16 protein-coding genes and 1 tRNA gene are annotated in these 16,324 nt (G+C 59.5%); 9 read left to right on the top strand and 8 right to left on the bottom strand.

Annotation, left to right across the window (positions count from 1 at the left end):
• The first annotated feature begins 59 nt into the window (after positions 1-59).
• Positions 60-1,250: an MFS transporter gene (locus tag B9Z40_RS04875; protein ID WP_100172141.1), complete on the top strand. Its 1,191-nt coding sequence runs from the start codon at positions 60-62 to the stop codon at positions 1,248-1,250.
• Between the two features lie 39 nt (positions 1,251-1,289).
• Here B9Z40_RS04875 and B9Z40_RS04870 read toward each other — a convergent pair whose 3' ends face one another.
• Positions 1,290-2,117 (bottom strand): 2-keto-4-pentenoate hydratase, encoded by an 828-nt coding sequence (locus B9Z40_RS04870; RefSeq protein WP_100172140.1) that lies wholly within the window; start codon positions 2,115-2,117, stop codon positions 1,290-1,292.
• A 113-nt stretch (positions 2,118-2,230) separates the two neighbouring features.
• Between B9Z40_RS04870 and B9Z40_RS04865 the strand changes: the two genes are divergently transcribed.
• Positions 2,231-2,307: transfer RNA gene (locus tag B9Z40_RS04865), tRNA-Met, on the top strand.
• Between the two features lie 62 nt (positions 2,308-2,369).
• On the opposite strand, the gene B9Z40_RS04860 is transcribed toward B9Z40_RS04865, so the two are convergent.
• Positions 2,370-3,149 (bottom strand): enoyl-CoA hydratase, encoded by a 780-nt coding sequence (locus B9Z40_RS04860; RefSeq protein ID WP_100172139.1) that lies wholly within the window; start codon positions 3,147-3,149, stop codon positions 2,370-2,372.
• 160 nt (positions 3,150-3,309) lie between these two features.
• Between B9Z40_RS04860 and B9Z40_RS04855 the strand changes: the two genes are divergently transcribed.
• The 3 genes from B9Z40_RS04855 (at position 3,310) to paaK (ending at position 5,907) form a co-directional block, all read left to right on the top strand.
• Complete coding sequence (locus tag B9Z40_RS04855; RefSeq protein ID WP_100172138.1) at positions 3,310-4,113, top strand: enoyl-CoA hydratase-related protein; 804 nt, start codon at positions 3,310-3,312, stop codon at positions 4,111-4,113.
• Positions 4,113-4,544, top strand: coding sequence for a hydroxyphenylacetyl-CoA thioesterase PaaI (paaI, locus tag B9Z40_RS04850; protein WP_369823401.1), 432 nt, complete (start codon positions 4,113-4,115; stop codon positions 4,542-4,544). Before B9Z40_RS04855 ends, paaI begins: the two co-directional genes overlap by 1 nt.
• 61 nt (positions 4,545-4,605) lie before the next feature.
• Entirely contained in the window at positions 4,606-5,907 is a 1,302-nt protein-coding gene (gene paaK / locus B9Z40_RS04845; RefSeq protein WP_100172136.1) for a phenylacetate--CoA ligase PaaK, read from the top strand.
• Between the two features lie 110 nt (positions 5,908-6,017).
• Here the strand turns inward: paaK and B9Z40_RS04840 are convergent, their stop codons facing one another.
• The 4 genes from B9Z40_RS04840 to B9Z40_RS04825 are packed head-to-tail and all read right to left on the bottom strand — an operon-like array spanning position 6,018 to position 10,186.
• Positions 6,018-7,787, bottom strand: coding sequence for a M61 family metallopeptidase (locus tag B9Z40_RS04840; protein WP_100172135.1), 1,770 nt, complete (start codon positions 7,785-7,787; stop codon positions 6,018-6,020).
• Between the two features lie 10 nt (positions 7,788-7,797).
• Positions 7,798-8,256: a DUF3429 domain-containing protein gene (locus B9Z40_RS04835; protein ID WP_100172134.1), complete on the bottom strand. Its 459-nt coding sequence runs from the start codon at positions 8,254-8,256 to the stop codon at positions 7,798-7,800.
• On the bottom strand, positions 8,253-8,969 hold the full coding sequence (locus B9Z40_RS04830; RefSeq protein WP_100172133.1) for a DsbC family protein: 717 nt from the start codon (positions 8,967-8,969) through the stop codon (positions 8,253-8,255). The genes B9Z40_RS04835 and B9Z40_RS04830 overlap by 4 nt, the downstream gene beginning before the upstream one ends.
• Positions 8,970-9,004: 35 nt before the next feature.
• Positions 9,005-10,186 (bottom strand): FAD-dependent monooxygenase, encoded by a 1,182-nt coding sequence (locus B9Z40_RS04825; protein WP_100172132.1) that lies wholly within the window; start codon positions 10,184-10,186, stop codon positions 9,005-9,007.
• A gap of 66 nt (positions 10,187-10,252) precedes the next feature.
• Between B9Z40_RS04825 and ychF the strand changes: the two genes are divergently transcribed.
• Positions 10,253-11,344, top strand: a complete 1,092-nt coding sequence (gene ychF, locus B9Z40_RS04820; RefSeq protein WP_100172131.1) for a redox-regulated ATPase YchF — start codon at positions 10,253-10,255, stop codon at positions 11,342-11,344.
• Between the two features lie 66 nt (positions 11,345-11,410).
• On the opposite strand, the gene B9Z40_RS04815 is transcribed toward ychF, so the two are convergent.
• Entirely contained in the window at positions 11,411-12,370 is a 960-nt protein-coding gene (locus tag B9Z40_RS04815) for an alpha/beta fold hydrolase (RefSeq protein WP_100172130.1), read from the bottom strand.
• 72 nt (positions 12,371-12,442) lie between these two features.
• Positions 12,443-13,123 carry a GntR family transcriptional regulator gene (locus B9Z40_RS04810; RefSeq protein WP_100172129.1) on the bottom strand — a complete coding sequence of 227 codons (681 nt, stop codon included), beginning with the start codon at positions 13,121-13,123 and terminating at the stop codon, positions 12,443-12,445.
• Between the two features lie 204 nt (positions 13,124-13,327).
• Here B9Z40_RS04810 and B9Z40_RS04805 point away from each other — a divergent pair, with 204 nt between their 5' ends.
• The 3 genes from B9Z40_RS04805 to B9Z40_RS04795 are packed head-to-tail and all read left to right on the top strand — an operon-like array spanning position 13,328 to position 16,320.
• Positions 13,328-14,518 carry a CaiB/BaiF CoA-transferase family protein gene (locus B9Z40_RS04805; protein ID WP_100172128.1) on the top strand — a complete coding sequence of 397 codons (1,191 nt, stop codon included), beginning with the start codon at positions 13,328-13,330 and terminating at the stop codon, positions 14,516-14,518.
• Entirely contained in the window at positions 14,519-15,328 is an 810-nt protein-coding gene (locus tag B9Z40_RS04800) for an enoyl-CoA hydratase (protein WP_100172127.1), read from the top strand.
• A gap of 8 nt (positions 15,329-15,336) precedes the next feature.
• Complete coding sequence (locus B9Z40_RS04795; RefSeq protein WP_233204787.1) at positions 15,337-16,320, top strand: zinc-binding dehydrogenase; 984 nt, start codon at positions 15,337-15,339, stop codon at positions 16,318-16,320.
• Positions 16,321-16,324 lie beyond the last annotated feature (4 nt).

The following is a 16,324-nucleotide window of genomic DNA, read 5'->3' as shown; positions in this document are numbered from 1 at the left end:
CTTCGGGGCTGACGTCTGGGCCTCAGCCTGCCGTTCTCGCTTGTACAGGAGATTGAACGATGAAAAACTGGTGGCCCTTGCTGCTGACCCTGGTGATCCAGGCCATGGTGGCCATGGCCTTGCTCACTTTGCCTGTTATGGCTCCGGTGGTCGCCCAAGCTTTGCAGGTGTCCCCTGCATTGGTGGGCCTGTATGTGTCGGTGACCTATGCCGGTGCCATGGTGGCCACCTTGATGGGGGGCGCTACGGTGGCCCGCATGGGCGCCATTCGCGTGAGCCAGTGGGGTTTGTTGTTGTGTGCTTTGGGGTTGCTCTTGTGCGCAGTGCCCTGGTTGCCCGCCATGTTTTTGGGGGCGGTGCTCATCGGTTTGGGTTATGGCCCGATCACCCCGGCCAGTTCACACCTGCTGGCGCGCACCACGCCCAAGCACCAGATGTCCTTGGTGTTTTCGATCAAACAAACCGGCGTGCCTTTGGGCAGCATGCTGGCGGGTGCGGTGGTGCCGTCATTGGCCTTGCTGATCCACTGGCAGCTGAGCATGGTGTGTGTGGCCGCATTGTGCTTGTTGTGCGCATGGGTTTCACAGGGCTTGCGGGCAGATCTCGACAGTGACCGTCAGGCTGGCGCTGCCATCCACTGGGGCAGTTTGATCCAGCCCATTCGATTGGTGGTGGCGCATCGCGCTTTGCTCACCATGGCGTCTTGCTCATTCATGTTTTCCATGGTGCAGCTGTCGCTCACCACCTATTTGGTCACTTTTTTGCACGACGATTTGTCCTATGGTTTGGTGGCAGCCGGTCTGGCCTTGTCGGTCACGCAGTTGGGCGGCATTGGTGGGCGGGTGGTGTGGGGGTATGTGGCCGATCGTTGGCTGGGCGCGCGGCCGATGTTGTTGCTGCTGGCCAGCATGATGGCGCTGGGCGCACTGGCCTCGGCGTTTTTAACCACCGACACCCCCCACAGTGTGGTGATCGCCATTTTGGTGGCCTTTGGTGCTTCGGCCATTGGCTGGAACGGCGTGTATTTGGCCGAAGTGGCGCGCCGTGCGCCAGCAGGCATGGCCAGCATGGCCACGGGCGGCACCTTGGCTTTCACGTTTTTGGGTGTGGTCTTGGGACCACCCATGTTCGGGGCCGTGTCGAGCGTGTTTGGCACTTACCGTGCGGGTTTTGTGGGCCTCATGGTGATGGCCTGTGTCAGTGGCACGGTCTTGTATTGGAGTCAGCGGCCCGGTCGGATGGTCCCGTAGCCGGGCGTGGCTTTCGTTTTGCCCTGCAGTTCACAGGACCTAGACCGAAAAATGCATGCTGACTTCACCCAGCACACCGAAGTCTGCCTTTGCCATGTCACCGGGAGCCAACTCCAGCGGAACCATGCAGGTGCCCGTGGTGACCACATGACCTTTTTCCAGCGTGATGCCCAAACTCGAGAGCTGGTTTGCCAGCCAAGTCAAGGCGATGCGGGGGTCTCCGAGGACCCAAGCGCCTGAGCCTGTTCGGGTGTACCGATCGGCCTCGCCCTGATGCACTTGCGCCTCAACAGCATGGGTGCTCAAGTCAATTTGACGCCACCCATCGGGCGCAGGAGGGCCCAGCACAAAATGGCGTGCGCAGGCGTTATCAGCCAATAACTGCGCCTCTCCAGCTTCAGTGAAGGGCGCCAGCCGTGAGTCCGGCACTTCAAGAGCCGGGTGCAGGGTGGCCACGGCGGCCATGACCTCTGGCAAGCGATATGGCGAGTTTTGTGGCGGCAAATCTTGCCCCATGGTGAAGGCGAACTCTGGTTCGGCCACGCGCATCCGGTTGCCGGATGAAGGAACGGTGGCACCGCTTTCAAACACTTGGCCTGACAACAAGCGCCCAGCCAAAGGGCCGCTGACATTGATGTGGGCTTGTCCATTGTGGCTGGTGGCAGCGATTTTCCAACCGATGACCTGGCGCCCCGACACCGTCGGCAAATGAGCCTGTACTTGATAACCTTGGATCGCGTTCAAAGGTCGGCAGGTTTCGGGAAAAATCGGGAATGCTTGCCCTGATTGCCATTGTTCCCAGACCCATTGAGCAGCTTGCTTGCTGGCAATGAGGTCACTGAATTGCGGGTTTGTCGGTGTTGTCATTTGAGAATTGTTGCGCTTTTCAGCGGGTGATGCACTGAATTTTGTGTATAATTTTTGGCTTGGTGACACATGTCATCCGCATTCAGCAGTTTGTTTGAATGTGATCAGTTTTTGGTGATATAGCTCAGTTGGTTAGAGCGCAGCATTCATAATGCTGATGTCGGTGGTTCAAATCCACCTATCACCACCAAATCAAAAGCCCACAGTTTTGCGACTGTGGGCTTTTTGGTTTTTGGCGTCTGCTCGAAGGGCTTAACCGTTCACAAATTGGGGTGGCCGCTTGTTCAAAAAAGCGTCCATCCCTTCTTTTTGGTCGGCGGTGGCAAACAAGCTGTGGAAAACACGGCGCTCGAACATCACGCCATCGGACAAGCCGCTTTCAAAGGCACGGTTCACGCTCTCTTTGGCCGCCATCACCGCCAGCTGGCCGTAGCCACAAATCATCAGTGCAGCGCCCAGGGTTTCGTCCATCAATTTGTCCAATGGCACCACACGGCTGACCAAGCCACCGCGTTCGGCCTCTTGGGCGTCCATCATCCGACCTGTCAGCACCAAGTCCATGGCTTTGGATTTGCCCATGGCGCGAGGCAGGCGCTGCGTGCCACCGGCACCGGGGATAATGCCGATCTTGATTTCGGGCTGGCCAAATTTGGCGTTGTCGGCTGCAATGATGAAGTCGCACATCATGGCCAGCTCGCAGCCGCCTCCCAGAGCGAAGCCACTCACGGCTGCGATCACCGGCTTGCGAATCGATCGGATGGTTTCCCAATTGCGGGTGATGAAGTCCTGTTTGTAAACTTCGTTGAAGTTGAACTTGGCCATGGCCGCGATGTCGGCACCTGCCGCAAAGGCTTTTTCGCTGCCGGTGATGACGATGCAACCAATGGCCTCGTCGGCGTCAAAGGCCTTGAGCGCAATGCCCAGCTCGTCCATCAGTGCGCCGTTGAGCGCGTTCAAGGCTTTGGGGCGGTTGAGGGTGATGATGCCAACTTGACCGCCTTCGGTCCGGACTTCGATGTTGTCGTAGCTCAAGTGTTTCTCCTGCGGGGGGTGAAAATGTCTGGCGCTGACTATAACCACGCAGCCTGCCTCAAGTCTGTCGCCAGAGCGTAGAGCAAGGGCCAACATAGGGAAAACATTAACCAACCGATCGGTCGGTTAATGGTAAATTCGGCCATCAAGGAGAACTTTCATGACCGAACCCACTGTTCCGACCGTGCTTTTAGAAGTGCGCGGCGCTGTTGCCCTCATCACGTTGAACCGCCCAGCGGCTTTGAACAGTTTCACCCGCCAGATGCACCACGATCTTTGGGCCGCCCTGGATCAGGCCGAAGCCAACCCGGCGATCCGGGCCGCGGTCATCACCGGCGCTGGCCGTGGTTTTTGTGCGGGTGCCGATTTGTCCGACTTCGATTTCACGCCCGGTCCCAACCGTGTCGAACGTGCCGATCCCGGCCCCATCATTGACCAAGCCTTCAACCCCAGCACGCGTCGCCTGCAGTCGTTGCGCATGCCCACCATCGCGGCGGTCAATGGCGTGGCGGCGGGCGCTGGCGCTTCGATGGTCATGGCGTGTGACATCGCGATCGCCGCGCCCAACGCCAGTTTCATTCAGGCCTTCAGCAAGATCGGTTTGATCCCCGATGCGGGCGGCAGCTGGTTGTTGGTCGAGCGTTTGGGATTGGCCCGTGCCATGGCGCTGGCCATGACCGGCGACAAACTGACAGCTGAGAAAGCCAAGGAGTGGGGCATGATTTGGGACGTGGCCGACGACGCGCTGGCTGCCGCTTTGGCCATGGCTGAGCGTTTGGCGCAAATGCCCACCAAAGCTTTGGTGGCCACCCGTGCTTTGTTGCAGTCAGCGACCACCCGAACGTTGTCAGAGCATTTGGACGCCGAGCGCGACACGCAATCCGCGCTGGGCCGCACGCACGACTATTTCGAGGGCGTGCAGGCCTTCCTCGAAAAGCGCCCCGCCCAATTCAAAGGCGAATGATGAACAACCCCCAAGCCCTGGCCCAGTTGGTGGGCGAAACCATGTTCGCCGTGGACGTGGCCTCCAAAGACACCATGGGCATGGAACTGCTGAGCTGCGAGCCCGGCCGCGCCGTGATGCGCATGGTGGTGAAACCACTGCACCTGAACGGTCACCAGATTTGCCACGGCGGCTTCATCTTCACGCTGGCCGATTCAACCTTTGCCTTTGCCTGCAACAGCTACAACAAGAACGCGGTGGCGGCGGGTTGCAGCATCGAATTTTTGAAGCCCGGCAAGTTGGGCGATGTGCTGACCTGCGAAGGCATCGAGCAAACGCTCAGCGGCCGTCATGGCATTTACGACATGAAGGTCACCAACCAAAATGGTGAGGTGATCGCCATGTTCCGTGGCAAGAGCGCGCAGATCCCGGGCTCGGTGGTGCCGGAATAAATCAATGAATTGGGGTGCAGGTCTTCAGCCCTGTCCCCCGCCTGATCAAGTGGAGTTTTGAATGAGCCAAAAAGTCTTCCCCCTGGAGCCGATTGAAAAGGCCAGCATCGACGAGCTGCGCAGCCTGCAGCTCAAGCGGCTGCAGCAGACGCTGCAGCACGCCTATGCCAATTCGCCCGTCTACCGCGCCAAGTTCGACGCAGCAGGCGTGCACCCTGACGATTGCAAGAGCCTGGCCGACATCGCCAAGTTCCCCTTCACCACCAAGTCAGACTTGCGCGACAGCTACCCGTTTGGCATGTTCGCTGTGCCGCGCGAAAACTGCGCCCGCATCCATGCGTCCAGCGGCACCACCGGCAAACCCACGGTGGTGGGCTACACCCTCAAAGACATTGACACCTGGTCCAACGTGGTGGCCCGCAGCATCCGCGCGGGCGGTGCCAAGCCGGGTGACATGGTGCATGTGAGCTACGGTTATGGCCTGTTCACGGGCGGCATGGGCGCGCACTACGGCGCCGAAAAATTGGGCCTCACGGTCGTGCCTTTTGGTGGCGGCCAGACCGAGCGCCAGGTACAGCTGATCCAAGATTTCAAGTCCAACATCATCATGGTCACGCCCAGCTACATGCTGGCGATTGCCGACGAGTTTGAGCGCCAAGGCATCGATCCCAAGACCTCATCGCTGCGCATCGGCATCTTTGGTGCCGAGCCGTGGACCAACGACATGCGCGCGGCGATCGAAAAACGCATGAACATTGACGCGGTGGATATCTACGGCCTGTCCGAAGTCATGGGCCCGGGTGTGGCCAGCGAATGCATCGAGACCAAGGACGGCCCGACCATCTGGGAAGACCACTTCTACCCCGAGATCATCCACCCCGAAACGGGTGAACCCGTGGCCGACGGTGAGATGGGTGAGCTGGTCTTCACGAGCCTGACCAAAGAAGCGCTGCCTATCATTCGTTACCGCACGCGAGACCTGACGCGCCTGTTGCCAGGAACGGCCCGCACCATGCGCCGCATGGAAAAGATCACCGGCCGCAGCGACGACATGATGATCATCCGCGGCGTGAACGTGTTCCCCAGCCAGATCGAAGAATTGATCTTGAAGCGCGCCGAGTTGGCCCCGCATTACCAGTGCGTGCTGACCCGCGAAGGCCCGATGGACGACCTCAAAGTGCTGATCGAGACCAAGCCCGGCGTGTCACCCGACAGCATGGAAGCGCGTGCTGCGGCCAAGCAGCTGCAGCACGAGATCAAGGTCTTTATTGGCTCGAGCGTGGCGATTGAACTCAAGGCAGAAGGCGGCGTCGAGCGCAGCCAAGGCAAAGCCAAGCGGGTGGTCGACCTTCGCAAGAAGTGACGGTGGTTAGGGCGAGCGGTGCTTTGTGGGAGCGGCGCCCCCGCCGCGAAAGCAAACCACTGCCCTCTTTACGAGCTCTTTCGCCCCGAGGGCGGGGCTCCCACACAATCTCAGATCGCCGGCCAGCCTTGTGCCCTGCCCGCAGCCATCCCCAGTTTCCAGCCACTGGCTTGTTCTGGCACTTTCAACGGCAAACGCAGCAAGCGTTTGTCGCGCGAGACGAGTGCCACCAGTTGGTGCTCCTTGCCCATCAGGGTGGGCAGTTCGTCGAGCTTGCTCAGTCGCCAGCTGCCGCCTTGCCCCTTGGCTCCCACATCCAGCCCCAGCCATTCGTCGCCGGATGCCAAGCCTGCGGCTTCGGCTGCGCTGCCGCGCAGCACGCCTTTGATTTGCACGCTGCCCCCAGCTTCGCTGACGCGCAGGCCCAGTCGTTGGGGCATCGTGGCGATGTCGGCTTCGATGGTGACGCCGTGTGCCGTCAGCAAGTCGCGCAGCGGCAGGTCTTGGGTGCTGTGAACCCAAGCTTGAATTTCTAGCGCCCAGCTGCGGCCCGTCAGGCTTTGCAGTTCGTCCAGCAGGTCTTGCTCGCGCATCGGGCCACCTTTGCAGCGCTTCCAGAGGCCACGCATCACTTTATCCAGTGTCTGGTTTTCTTGGCGCAATTTCAGGTCCAGGCACAGCGCAACGAGTGAGCCCTTGGTGTAGTAGCTCACCGTGGCATTGAGGGTGTTTTCGTCCTGGCGGTAGTACTTGACCCAAGCGTCAAAGCTGGCTTGTGCCACGCTCTGCACATGGCGGCCGGGTGTTTGCTGCACCTGGGCGATGGTTTTGCCCAGCAGCTTGATGTAGGTGGCGTCGTCGATCAGGCCCGCGCGGCGCAGCAGCAGGTCGTCGTAATAGCTGGTGAAGCCTTCAAAGAACCACAGCAGTTGTGTGTAGTTTTCTTGGGTGTAGTCGTAACGGGCAAAGGCATCAGGGCGCAGTTGCTTGACGTTCCAGGTGTGGAAGTACTCGTGGCTGATCAGGCCCAGCAGCGTGGTGTAACCCTCGCCCTTTTGGGTGTTGTCATACGGGCTGGTTTGCCTGGGCAAGTCGGACCGGTTGCAGATCAGGGCTGTGCTGTTGCGGTGCTCCAATCCGCCGTAGCTGTCGAGCACGGCGTTGAGCATGAACAGGTAATTTTGGTGGGGAGCTTTGGTCCCGGCCTGTTGGCCTTGCCCATGCCAGAAGCGGATTTCGGCTTCGCATATTTTTTGGGTGTCGGCCAGCAGGCGCTCGCCATCAAACGAGGGCAGGGCGCCCGCCACCACAAAGCGGTGCGGAATGCCGCAGGCCACAAAGCTGCCCGACCAGAACGCACCCAACTCGAATGGGCAGTCCACCAGCTCGTCGTAGTCGGCAGCTTGGTACAAGCCAAAGCCTTTTTTGTCAGTCTTGACGGGTGTGAGGCCCGTGGCAGCTTGCCAATCGGGCTGGCCTTTGACGGCTTGCAATTGCAGCTGGTGCGGCAGGTGTTCTTGTCCATGCACGCGCAGGCAAAGGCTGGTGCCATTAAAAAACCCGCGCTGGCTGTCCAGCCAGGCGGTGCGCACCGAGTTGTCAAAGGCATAAACCTCGTAACTCAGCACCAAGGGCTGGTCTGGTTTGCAATCGATGTCCCATGTGCATTTGTCACACTGCTGGATGGGAACGCCTCGGCGCCCTTGTTTGGCCTGAAGGTTTTGCAGGTTCTTGGCAAACTCGCGCACCAGGTAGCTGCCCGGAATCCACACAGGAAGCGACACGGTTTGTTGCGCTGCCGGTTGTGCGATGGTGAGCGTGACCCGAAACAGGTGGGCGTGCAGGTCTGCTGCTTCTACGGTGTAGTGGATGGCGGTCATGGGTGTTGTTTCAGGTGGCGCCAGCCGCTAAAAAGCAGCTCAGGCTGGCCACGATGGTCAGTTGCAAACGCATGGGCAACCAGGGGGCCAAACCTGCAGCGGGCCAGGTGCGGCGGTCCATCACGTAGCAGCCGATCAGCACAAAGCCCAGCAAAGGCAAACCTGCAAAAGCCGGCATCATCACGCCCACCCAAGCCAACAAGGAGGGCACCACACCCCATGTGAAGTGAAGGCGCGGTGCGTTGGGCGTGATCAAGGCATTGCGGAAACCCACGCCCCAGTGAATGCCGCCCAAAAACGACACGATCACCGCACCGTAACCTTGCATCGACAGCGCCACATAAGGGTGCAAGTCAGGGCCTACCAGCCAAAGGCAAAGCGCGAAAAAAACAAAGGGAATCAGCCCGGCATAGCCCAGGCGACGGATCAGATGCCAGGTCGGGTCTTCGGCGATAGGGGTGTTCATCATTTGATTTCCGCCAGCATTTTTTCGACTTGGGCCAGGGGCACAGCACCGGGCACGCGGGTGCCATCGGCGAACAAAATCATCGGTGTGCCTGTGATGCGTTGCTTTTTGCCAAATTCAACGATGGTGTCGATGGCTGAGGTGTCGCAGTTGGCGGCAGGCGGGGTGGTGCCGTTGATCATCCAGTCGTTCCAAGTCTTGGCCTTGTCTTTGGCGCACCAGATGTTTTTGGATTTGGTTTTGGAGTCCTCGCCCAAGATGGGGTAGAGGTAGTGGGAAATCGTGACGTTGTCCAGTTTTTGCAGGTCTTTTTCAAAGCGTTTGCAGTAGCCACAGTTGGGATCGGCAAAGACGGCCAGTTTGCGTTTGCCGTTGCCGCGCACTTGGGTGAAGGCCGTTTTGGGGGGCAGCTGGTCAAAGGGGATGGACGACAGCTTTTCCATGCGCTCTTCGGTCAGGTTGCGCTTTTGTTTGACGTCGATCAGCGACCCTTGGATCAAAAAGTTGCCCTCGGCATCGCTGTACATCACCTCATTGCCCATGCGAACTTCAAACAGGCCATTCATAGGCGTTTTGCTGATTTCGTCGATTTTGGGCAAATTGCTCAGGCGTTCGCTCAGGTTTTTCCGGATGGTGGCCTCTTGCGCCATCACAGCACTCCAAGACAAAGCGGTGGTGGCCACCAACAGGGCCAGTTTTGACAGGGCAAACTTCATCGAGGCACTTTCGGATTCAAAGAGGGCAGTAAATATCAGCTCTGCGCTTTGGCAGAAGGGCCAGGGCTGCTTTGGCCCATGGCGTGTTGTGTCACCCATTGTTTCAAAGGGCCACTGCGGTCAAAGCCGCGCATGCCCCAGTTGCGCAGGTTTTGCCAGACCGGACCGGGCTGAGCAAACAGGCGCTGCAGGCCATCGGTCACCAGACCCATGGCTTGCACATCGGCTTGGCGGCCGCGTTCGTAACGGCGCAGCAACTTCAGGTCGTTCAATGGCCGCCAAAACTCTTTGGCACGGATCACCTTGACGAGTTCGGCCACATCGGCCAAGCCCACGTTCAGGCCTTGACCCGCCAAGGGGTGCAGTGTGTGGGCGGCGTCACCCGCCAAGGCAAACGACTGTTTGACTGCGCCGGGCATGTTGCCAATCCAGCCTTCGGCACGCGCCAGCTGAAGTGGCCATACGGCACGTTCGGCCGAAAGCTGCATGCCGCCCAGTGCGTTGCCGCAGGCTTGGGCCAATTCGGAGGCGAACGCTTGAGCGGGCAGCGCCATGAGTTCTTGTGCCCGCAAGGGGTGCACCGACCAAACCAGCGCCACTTCGCACCCGCCTTCACCGCCTACAGGCAGCAGGGCCAGCACTTCGGCCTGCGGCTCTGACAAACCTGGGGCTTGGCTCCAGCCAAACCATTGGCGAGCGATGCCTTCGTGCGGTCGCTCACAGGCCAAGCGTGTCGCCACGGCATGTTGTTCGTAATGGGTGATGTCAAAGGCGACACCCAACTCGGCCCGCGTTTGGCTGGCGCGCCCTTCGCACACCACTGTGAGTGGCGCAGCCACCGGCGCTTGCACCACCTCGATGTGCGGCTGAAACTGCACGGCTTGGGCCAAGCGCGCTTCCAGCACCGGCACGTCCACCATCCAGTTGAGCTCGCCCACGCCTTGTTCGCGGGCCCCGAAGTTCAATCGGCCTCCGTGATCTCCCCAAATTTGCATTTGGTGAACCGGTGTGACGGCAGGGCTGTCGGGCCAGCAACGCAGGTCTTGCAGCAGGGCCATAGCGGCCCCGTTGAGCGAATAGGCGCGAACATCAGGTGCCGTGTGGGGATGGGGCGATTCGACCAAAGCCACGTTCAGCCGTTCGCGGGCCAGCAACAAGGCCAAAGTGCGGCCCACAATGCCAGCGCCTCGGATGCAAATGTCGGGGTGATTAGCCATGTGAAGATTGTAGAAGCCCCCCGGCTAAAATGCCGCAGTGACCCAGAATGAACCCGAAAGAACCCCATGAGCCTCAAATGCGGCATCGTGGGTTTGCCCAACGTGGGCAAATCCACCCTTTTTAACGCCCTGACCAAAGCCGGTATCGCGGCTGAGAACTACCCCTTTTGCACGATTGAGCCCAACACCGGCGTGGTTGAAGTGCCTGACACGCGCTTGCAACAGTTGGCCGAAATCATCACGCCCGAGCGCATCGTGCCCGCCATCGTCGAGTTTGTGGACATCGCCGGCCTGGTCGCTGGTGCGAGCACAGGTGAAGGCCTGGGCAACAAGTTTCTGGCCCACATCCGCGAGACCGATGCCATCGTCAACGTGGTACGCTGCTTTGAAGACGACAACGTGATCCACGTGGCCAACAAGGTGGACCCGATTGCCGACATCGAGGTCATCCAGACCGAGCTGTGCCTGGCCGACTTGGCCGCCGCCGAAAAAGCCGTTCACCGCGTGAGCAAAATCGCCCGCTCCGGTGACAAAGAAGCCGTCAAGCAAATGGCGATCCTGGAAAAATGCCTGGCTGCACTGAACGACACCCAGCCGGTGCGCACCATCGACTTCAGCAAAGAAGAGCGCGCTGAACTCAAGCAGTTCTTCTTCATCACGGCCAAGCCTGCCATGTTCGTGGCCAACGTGTCGGAAGACGGCTTTGAGAACAACCCGTTCCTCGACCGCTTGAAGGCCTTTGCTGCCAAGCAAAACGCGCCTGTGGTGGCCATTTGCGCCAAGATCGAAGCCGAGTTGTCCGAGATGGACGACGCCGACCGCCTGGAGTTCTTGAAGGAACTGGGCCAAGACGAGCCTGGCCTGAACCGCCTGATCCGATCTGCTTACGGCTTGCTGGGTCTGCAAACTTATTTCACCGCTGGCGTGAAAGAAGTGCGTGCCTGGACCATCCATGTGGGCGACACCGGCCCGCAAGCGGCTGGTGTGATCCACACCGACTTCGAAAAAGGCTACATCCGCGCCCAGACCATCGCGTTTGACGACTTCATCAGCTTCAAGGGTGAGCAAGGCGCCAAAGACGCTGGCAAGATGCGCGCCGAAGGCAAGGACTATGTCGTGAAAGATGGCGATGTGATGAACTTCCTGTTCAGCTCCTGAACCCGCTGAGGCTCCAACAAAAAACCGCTCCGAGGAGCGGTTTTTTTGTAGGACCAAGTCGCTGGGTCAGCGTTGGGACGCCAGAAACTTCAGCACCTCCGCCACGCTGCGCTGTGGGTCTTCCTCTTGCGGCACATGGCCCAGCCCGTCAAACACCACGTATTGGCTGCCTGCGATGTCTTGGTGAAAGCGTTGACCTGAAGGCTCGGGGATGAGCCGGTCCTGTGCGCCCCACAAAATCAGTGTGGGCTGCCTGATGGTGGCAATCAGCCCGGCGGACTGGGCATCGGTCTCGCGCAGCTTCATGCGTTGGGTCAGGCTTTCGCGGTTGCCCTCGCGCAGCGTCAGTTCGTAATAACGGTCCACCAACTCAGGTGTGACCTTGTCCGGGTCGGCGTAGACGTTGCGCACACTCGACTCGATCATGCGCCGGGGCAAGAGTCTGCTCATCACGGGCTTGAGCCACTCGATCTGCGCCAGCCGAAAGCCCAGCGGCACCGAGGTTGATTGCAGCGGGTAGCCGCTCGCGTCCACTAGCACCAGTCGGCTGACCCGTTCGGGGTTCTGCACGGCCGTGCGCCAGGCCACACCGCCGCCCAAAGAGTTGCCTGCCAACACCGCACGGCGCACGCCCAGCTGGTCCAGCAGCGCGGCGATGAAGTCGGCGTAACGGGTCATGCGGTAGTCGCCATCGGGCGCGGGGCCGGTCAGGCCAAAACCGGGCAAGTCCATGCGAATCACGCGCCGTTGGCCTTTGAGCGCATCTGTCCAGCCGTCCCAGGTGTGCAGGCTGGCCGAGGTGCCGTGGATCAGCACGATGGGCTCGGGGTCATCGCGCGGGCCTTCGTCACGCAAGTGCACCTGCATGCCTTGCAGGGTCACAAAGTGTGAGGGGGCCGTTGCCCAGCGTGCCTTGAGGGTGTCCACCCCTCGGTCTGGGGCCCAATTCCAGGCCACCACCGCGACCAAGGCGGCCAGCGCAGCCAAAAACACAGACAACAACACAGTCAATACGGGGGTCTTCATGGGCAAACCTCAGTGGGTGAAAAACAGCCAAAACACTTCAAGGTTGATTTGACCAGGCCGAGCATGGCCAGCTCAAAGCCCTGCCAGCGGGCTGTTGCTGTCCATGTTGCTCAGCAGCCGTTCGCGGCCTTTGAGCACATGGCGTTCTGCCGTTGATTTGGCTTTGGCCTTGGCTCCTTTGGCGATGGCCTCGTACAAAGTTCGGTGCTCGGCATTGGACTGGCGCATATTGCCCGGTGCATTGAAGTACTCGCGCCTGAACAGGTGCATTTCTTTGACGTAATCGTCGTAAGCAGCTTGGGCCCTTTGGTTGTTGGCCAGCAGCAGCACCAGCGCATGAAACTTCAGGTTCAGATCGTAATAAAGGTTGGCGTTTTCGGTCTCGCAGGCCACATCCATGGCGTTGAGCAGTTGCTCAAACTGCGCTTTGTGGCTTTCGGCCAGGTGGTCGGTGGCGCGTTCTGCCGCAAAACCAAACACCAAGGCGCGCAGGTCGTACAGCTCCAGCATTTCACGCACCGACATTTGGCGCACAAAAACACCCCGGTTGAGCACCGCCTTGACCAAGCCCAAACCCGTGAGCATGCGGATCGCTTCGCGCACAGGACCCCGGCTGGTGCCCATGCGCAGCGCCAAGGCCGCTTCGTTCAGGCGCTCACCGGGCTTGAGCTCCCCGCTGTAAATGAGTTGCTTGAGCTGGTCTGCCACAAAAACGGGCAAACCTTGCTCGGGCTTTTCTCGGGCTGTATTCATGGGGTGTATCGCTGGGCCAGACCTGCAAAATGGTGGAGTCATCCTACCTGAAGATGGCCAAAATCATGCGCTCAAGGTCGCGAATGTGTCAACAATTCAGACAAAGTGTTGACACTTTTGGGCCTGGCGTTCAAACTTTCGGGGTCATCAACAGGTGTCACGCACTTGTTCAAACTGAGCCCCTTTTTCGTCAGGACCACGACCATGCCACACCAACCCGCTTCTGCAGCGTTGTCTCGTTTTCGAGTGATCGACTTGACCCAAGTGCGTGCGGGACCCACCGCTTGCCGCCAGTTGGCCGACTGGGGTGCCGATGTGGTGCAAGTTCAAATGCCCGAGCACATGCGTGGCGACGACACGCTGGGCGGACAAGAGGGGTCAGATTACCAATACACCCACCGCAACAAGCGCTCGATCACACTGAACCTGAAAGAGCCCGAGGGCATTGCCTTGCTCAAGCAGTTGATCGCCAAGGCCGATGTGGTGGTCGAGAACTTCCGCCCAGACGTCAAGTTCCGTTTGGGCATCGATTACGACAGCCTGAAAAACGACAACCCCGGTTTGGTTTACGCCAGCATTTCTGGCTTTGGTCAAACCGGTCCTTTGGCCGCAAGGCCGGGTTTTGACCAAATTGCGCAGGGCATGGGCGGGCTGATGTCGGTCACGGGCATGACCGAGCAGGGCCCCATGCGCGTGGGCATTCCGATTGCCGACTTGTGTGCGGGCATTTTTGCGGCGCAAGGTATTTTGGTGGCCTTGCTGGAGCGCGAAAAGTCAGGCCAAGGCCAGTGGCTGCACACCTCATTGCTCGAGTCCATGGTGTACATGATGGATTTCCAGACCTCGCGCTGGTTGATCGACGAAGAGGTGGCCACGCAGGCGGGCAACTTCCACCCCACCAGCATCCCCACCGGGGTTTACAAGGCGCGCGATGGCTACATGAACATCGCGGTGTTTGGCTCCAAAATTTGGGAGCGGTTCTGCGACATTCTGGAAGCACCGCAATGGGTCACCGATCCGCGCTACCACGACAAGCCCAGCCGCTCGGTCAACCGCGATGCGTTGAACGCCGAGATCAACGAGCGACTGGCCTTGCAAGACCGTGCTTATTGGATCGAGCGCTTGAACGACGGTGGCGTGGCTTGTGGCCTGATCAACAGCATGGACGAAGTGTTCAAAGAGCCGCAAATTCAGCACCTGAAGATGGTCAAAGATGTGGTGTCGGTGCACCAAGGTCCGCAGCGTTTGGTGGGGCAACCCATGCAACTGGAGCGCACGCCCAGCACCATTGCCCGAGCGGCCCCTCGCCGTGGCGAGCACAGCGAGGAAATTTTGGGCGAACTGGGGCTCACGGCCCAAGCGCTTGAGCAACTGAAATCCAAAGGAGTTTTTTGAATGTCCGACATCGTCTACACCTCGCCCACCGAACGGGTCAATACCTGGCTGGAGGGCAGCACCTTGTTCATCCAGTTCAACAATGTCGCCCGCCACAATGCGCTGTCGGTGGACATGTGGGAGGCCGTGCCTGTGCTCTTGAACCAGGCCGAACACGACCCCCGAGTGCGCTTGGTGGTGTTCACCGGGGCAGGCGAGAAAGCCTTTGTCTCGGGTGCGGACATTTCGCAGTTTGAAGACATGCGTGCCGCCCGCGAGGCGGTCACGCGCTATGAGCACATGGCCGAGACGGCGCTGATGGGTATTTACAACTTTCCCAAGCCCACGCTGGCCTGCATCCGCGGCTTTTGCATCGGTGGTGGCATCAATGTGGCCATCAGTTGTGACATGCGGATTGCTGCCAGCGACGCCGTGTTTTCGGTGCCTGCCGCTCGCTTGGGCTTGGGCTACCGCTATTCGGCCATGAAAAACCTGGTGGATCTGATTGGCCCTGGCGCGGCCAAAGACCTGTTTTTCACGGCCCGAAAAATCAATGCACAAGAAGCACACAGCTTGGGGCTGGTCACGCGGGTTTGCGCTCCTGAGGCCTTGCCCGAGTTGCTGGGTGAATACACGTCAGCACTGGCCGCCAACGCGCCCCTGACCATCCAGGCGGCCAAGGCCATCACGCGAGAAATCCTCAAGCCATCGCCCGAGTTGGACATGGATTTGTGCACCCAACTTATCCGCGGCTGCTTTGACAGCGCCGACTATGCCGAAGGCCGCAAGGCTTTCATGGAAAAACGCAAACCCGTCTTCAAAGGCGAATGAGGTCCCCTATGAAATCTTATTGGATGAACATCAGCGACGGTCAAGGCCATTTGGAGCTGCGGGAGGTCGATGTGCCCGTGCCCGGCCCAGGTCAAGTGCTGGTCAAGTTGCATGCCGCAGCCCTCAATCGCGGTGAGTTGATCGTGGGGCACGGCCTGCACGGCAAAGGCGGCAGCAAGCCCGCTGGCATGGAAGGGGCAGGGCATATTGCGCAGCTGGGCAGCGACACAGGCGCTTGGCAAGTGGGCGATCGGGTGATGGGCCGATGCCCCGGGACATTTTCAGAATACGTGGTGATGGATGTGCGCGAAATCATGCCCGTCCCGGACAATTTGAGTTCGGAGCAAGCCGCCTCGATCCCGCTGACGTTTTTGGTGACGTATGACCTTTTGGTGATGCAAGGTCACTTGCAGGCCGGACAGACGCTTTTGATCAATGGGGTCTCTTCAGGTGTGGGTGTGTCCAGCTTGCAAATGGCCAAAGTTTTGGGGGCCAAAGTCATTGGCACATCGGGTTCGCAAGCCAAGCTCGACCAATTGAAGCCTCTGGGGCTGGATTTGGGTCTGTGCACGCGTGCTGCTGATTTCCACGAAACCGTTTTGCAAGCCACCGAGGGCAAAGGGGCCAATTTGGTGGTGAACACCGTGGGTGGGTCCATGTTTGCCGAGAACATGCGTTGCATGGCGTTTCAGGGGCGAATGGGCATTGTGGGCTACGTCGACAACACGCTCAGTGCCACCATCGATCTGGAGACTTTGCATTCCAAGCGCTTGTGCCTGTATGGTGTCTCCAACAAGAACCGCACACTGGCGCAGCGCTCAGAGGGTGTTGCGCAATTTGCCAAACAAATTTTGCCGGCCTTTGCCGATGGTCGCATCCAACCCCTGTTGGACCAAGTGTTTGAGTTCGACCAATTGCTCCAAGCCAAGGTCCGCATGGAAAGCAACCAGCACACCGGCAAGATCGTGCTGCGCATCGCCAAGCCGGATTGAAATT

It is taken from the genome of Limnohabitans sp. 15K (assembly GCF_002778285.1).
In the GTDB taxonomy this organism is placed as follows: Bacteria; Pseudomonadota; Gammaproteobacteria; order Burkholderiales; family Burkholderiaceae_C; genus Limnohabitans_A.
This window is presented reverse-complemented; position numbering and strand designations above follow the sequence as displayed.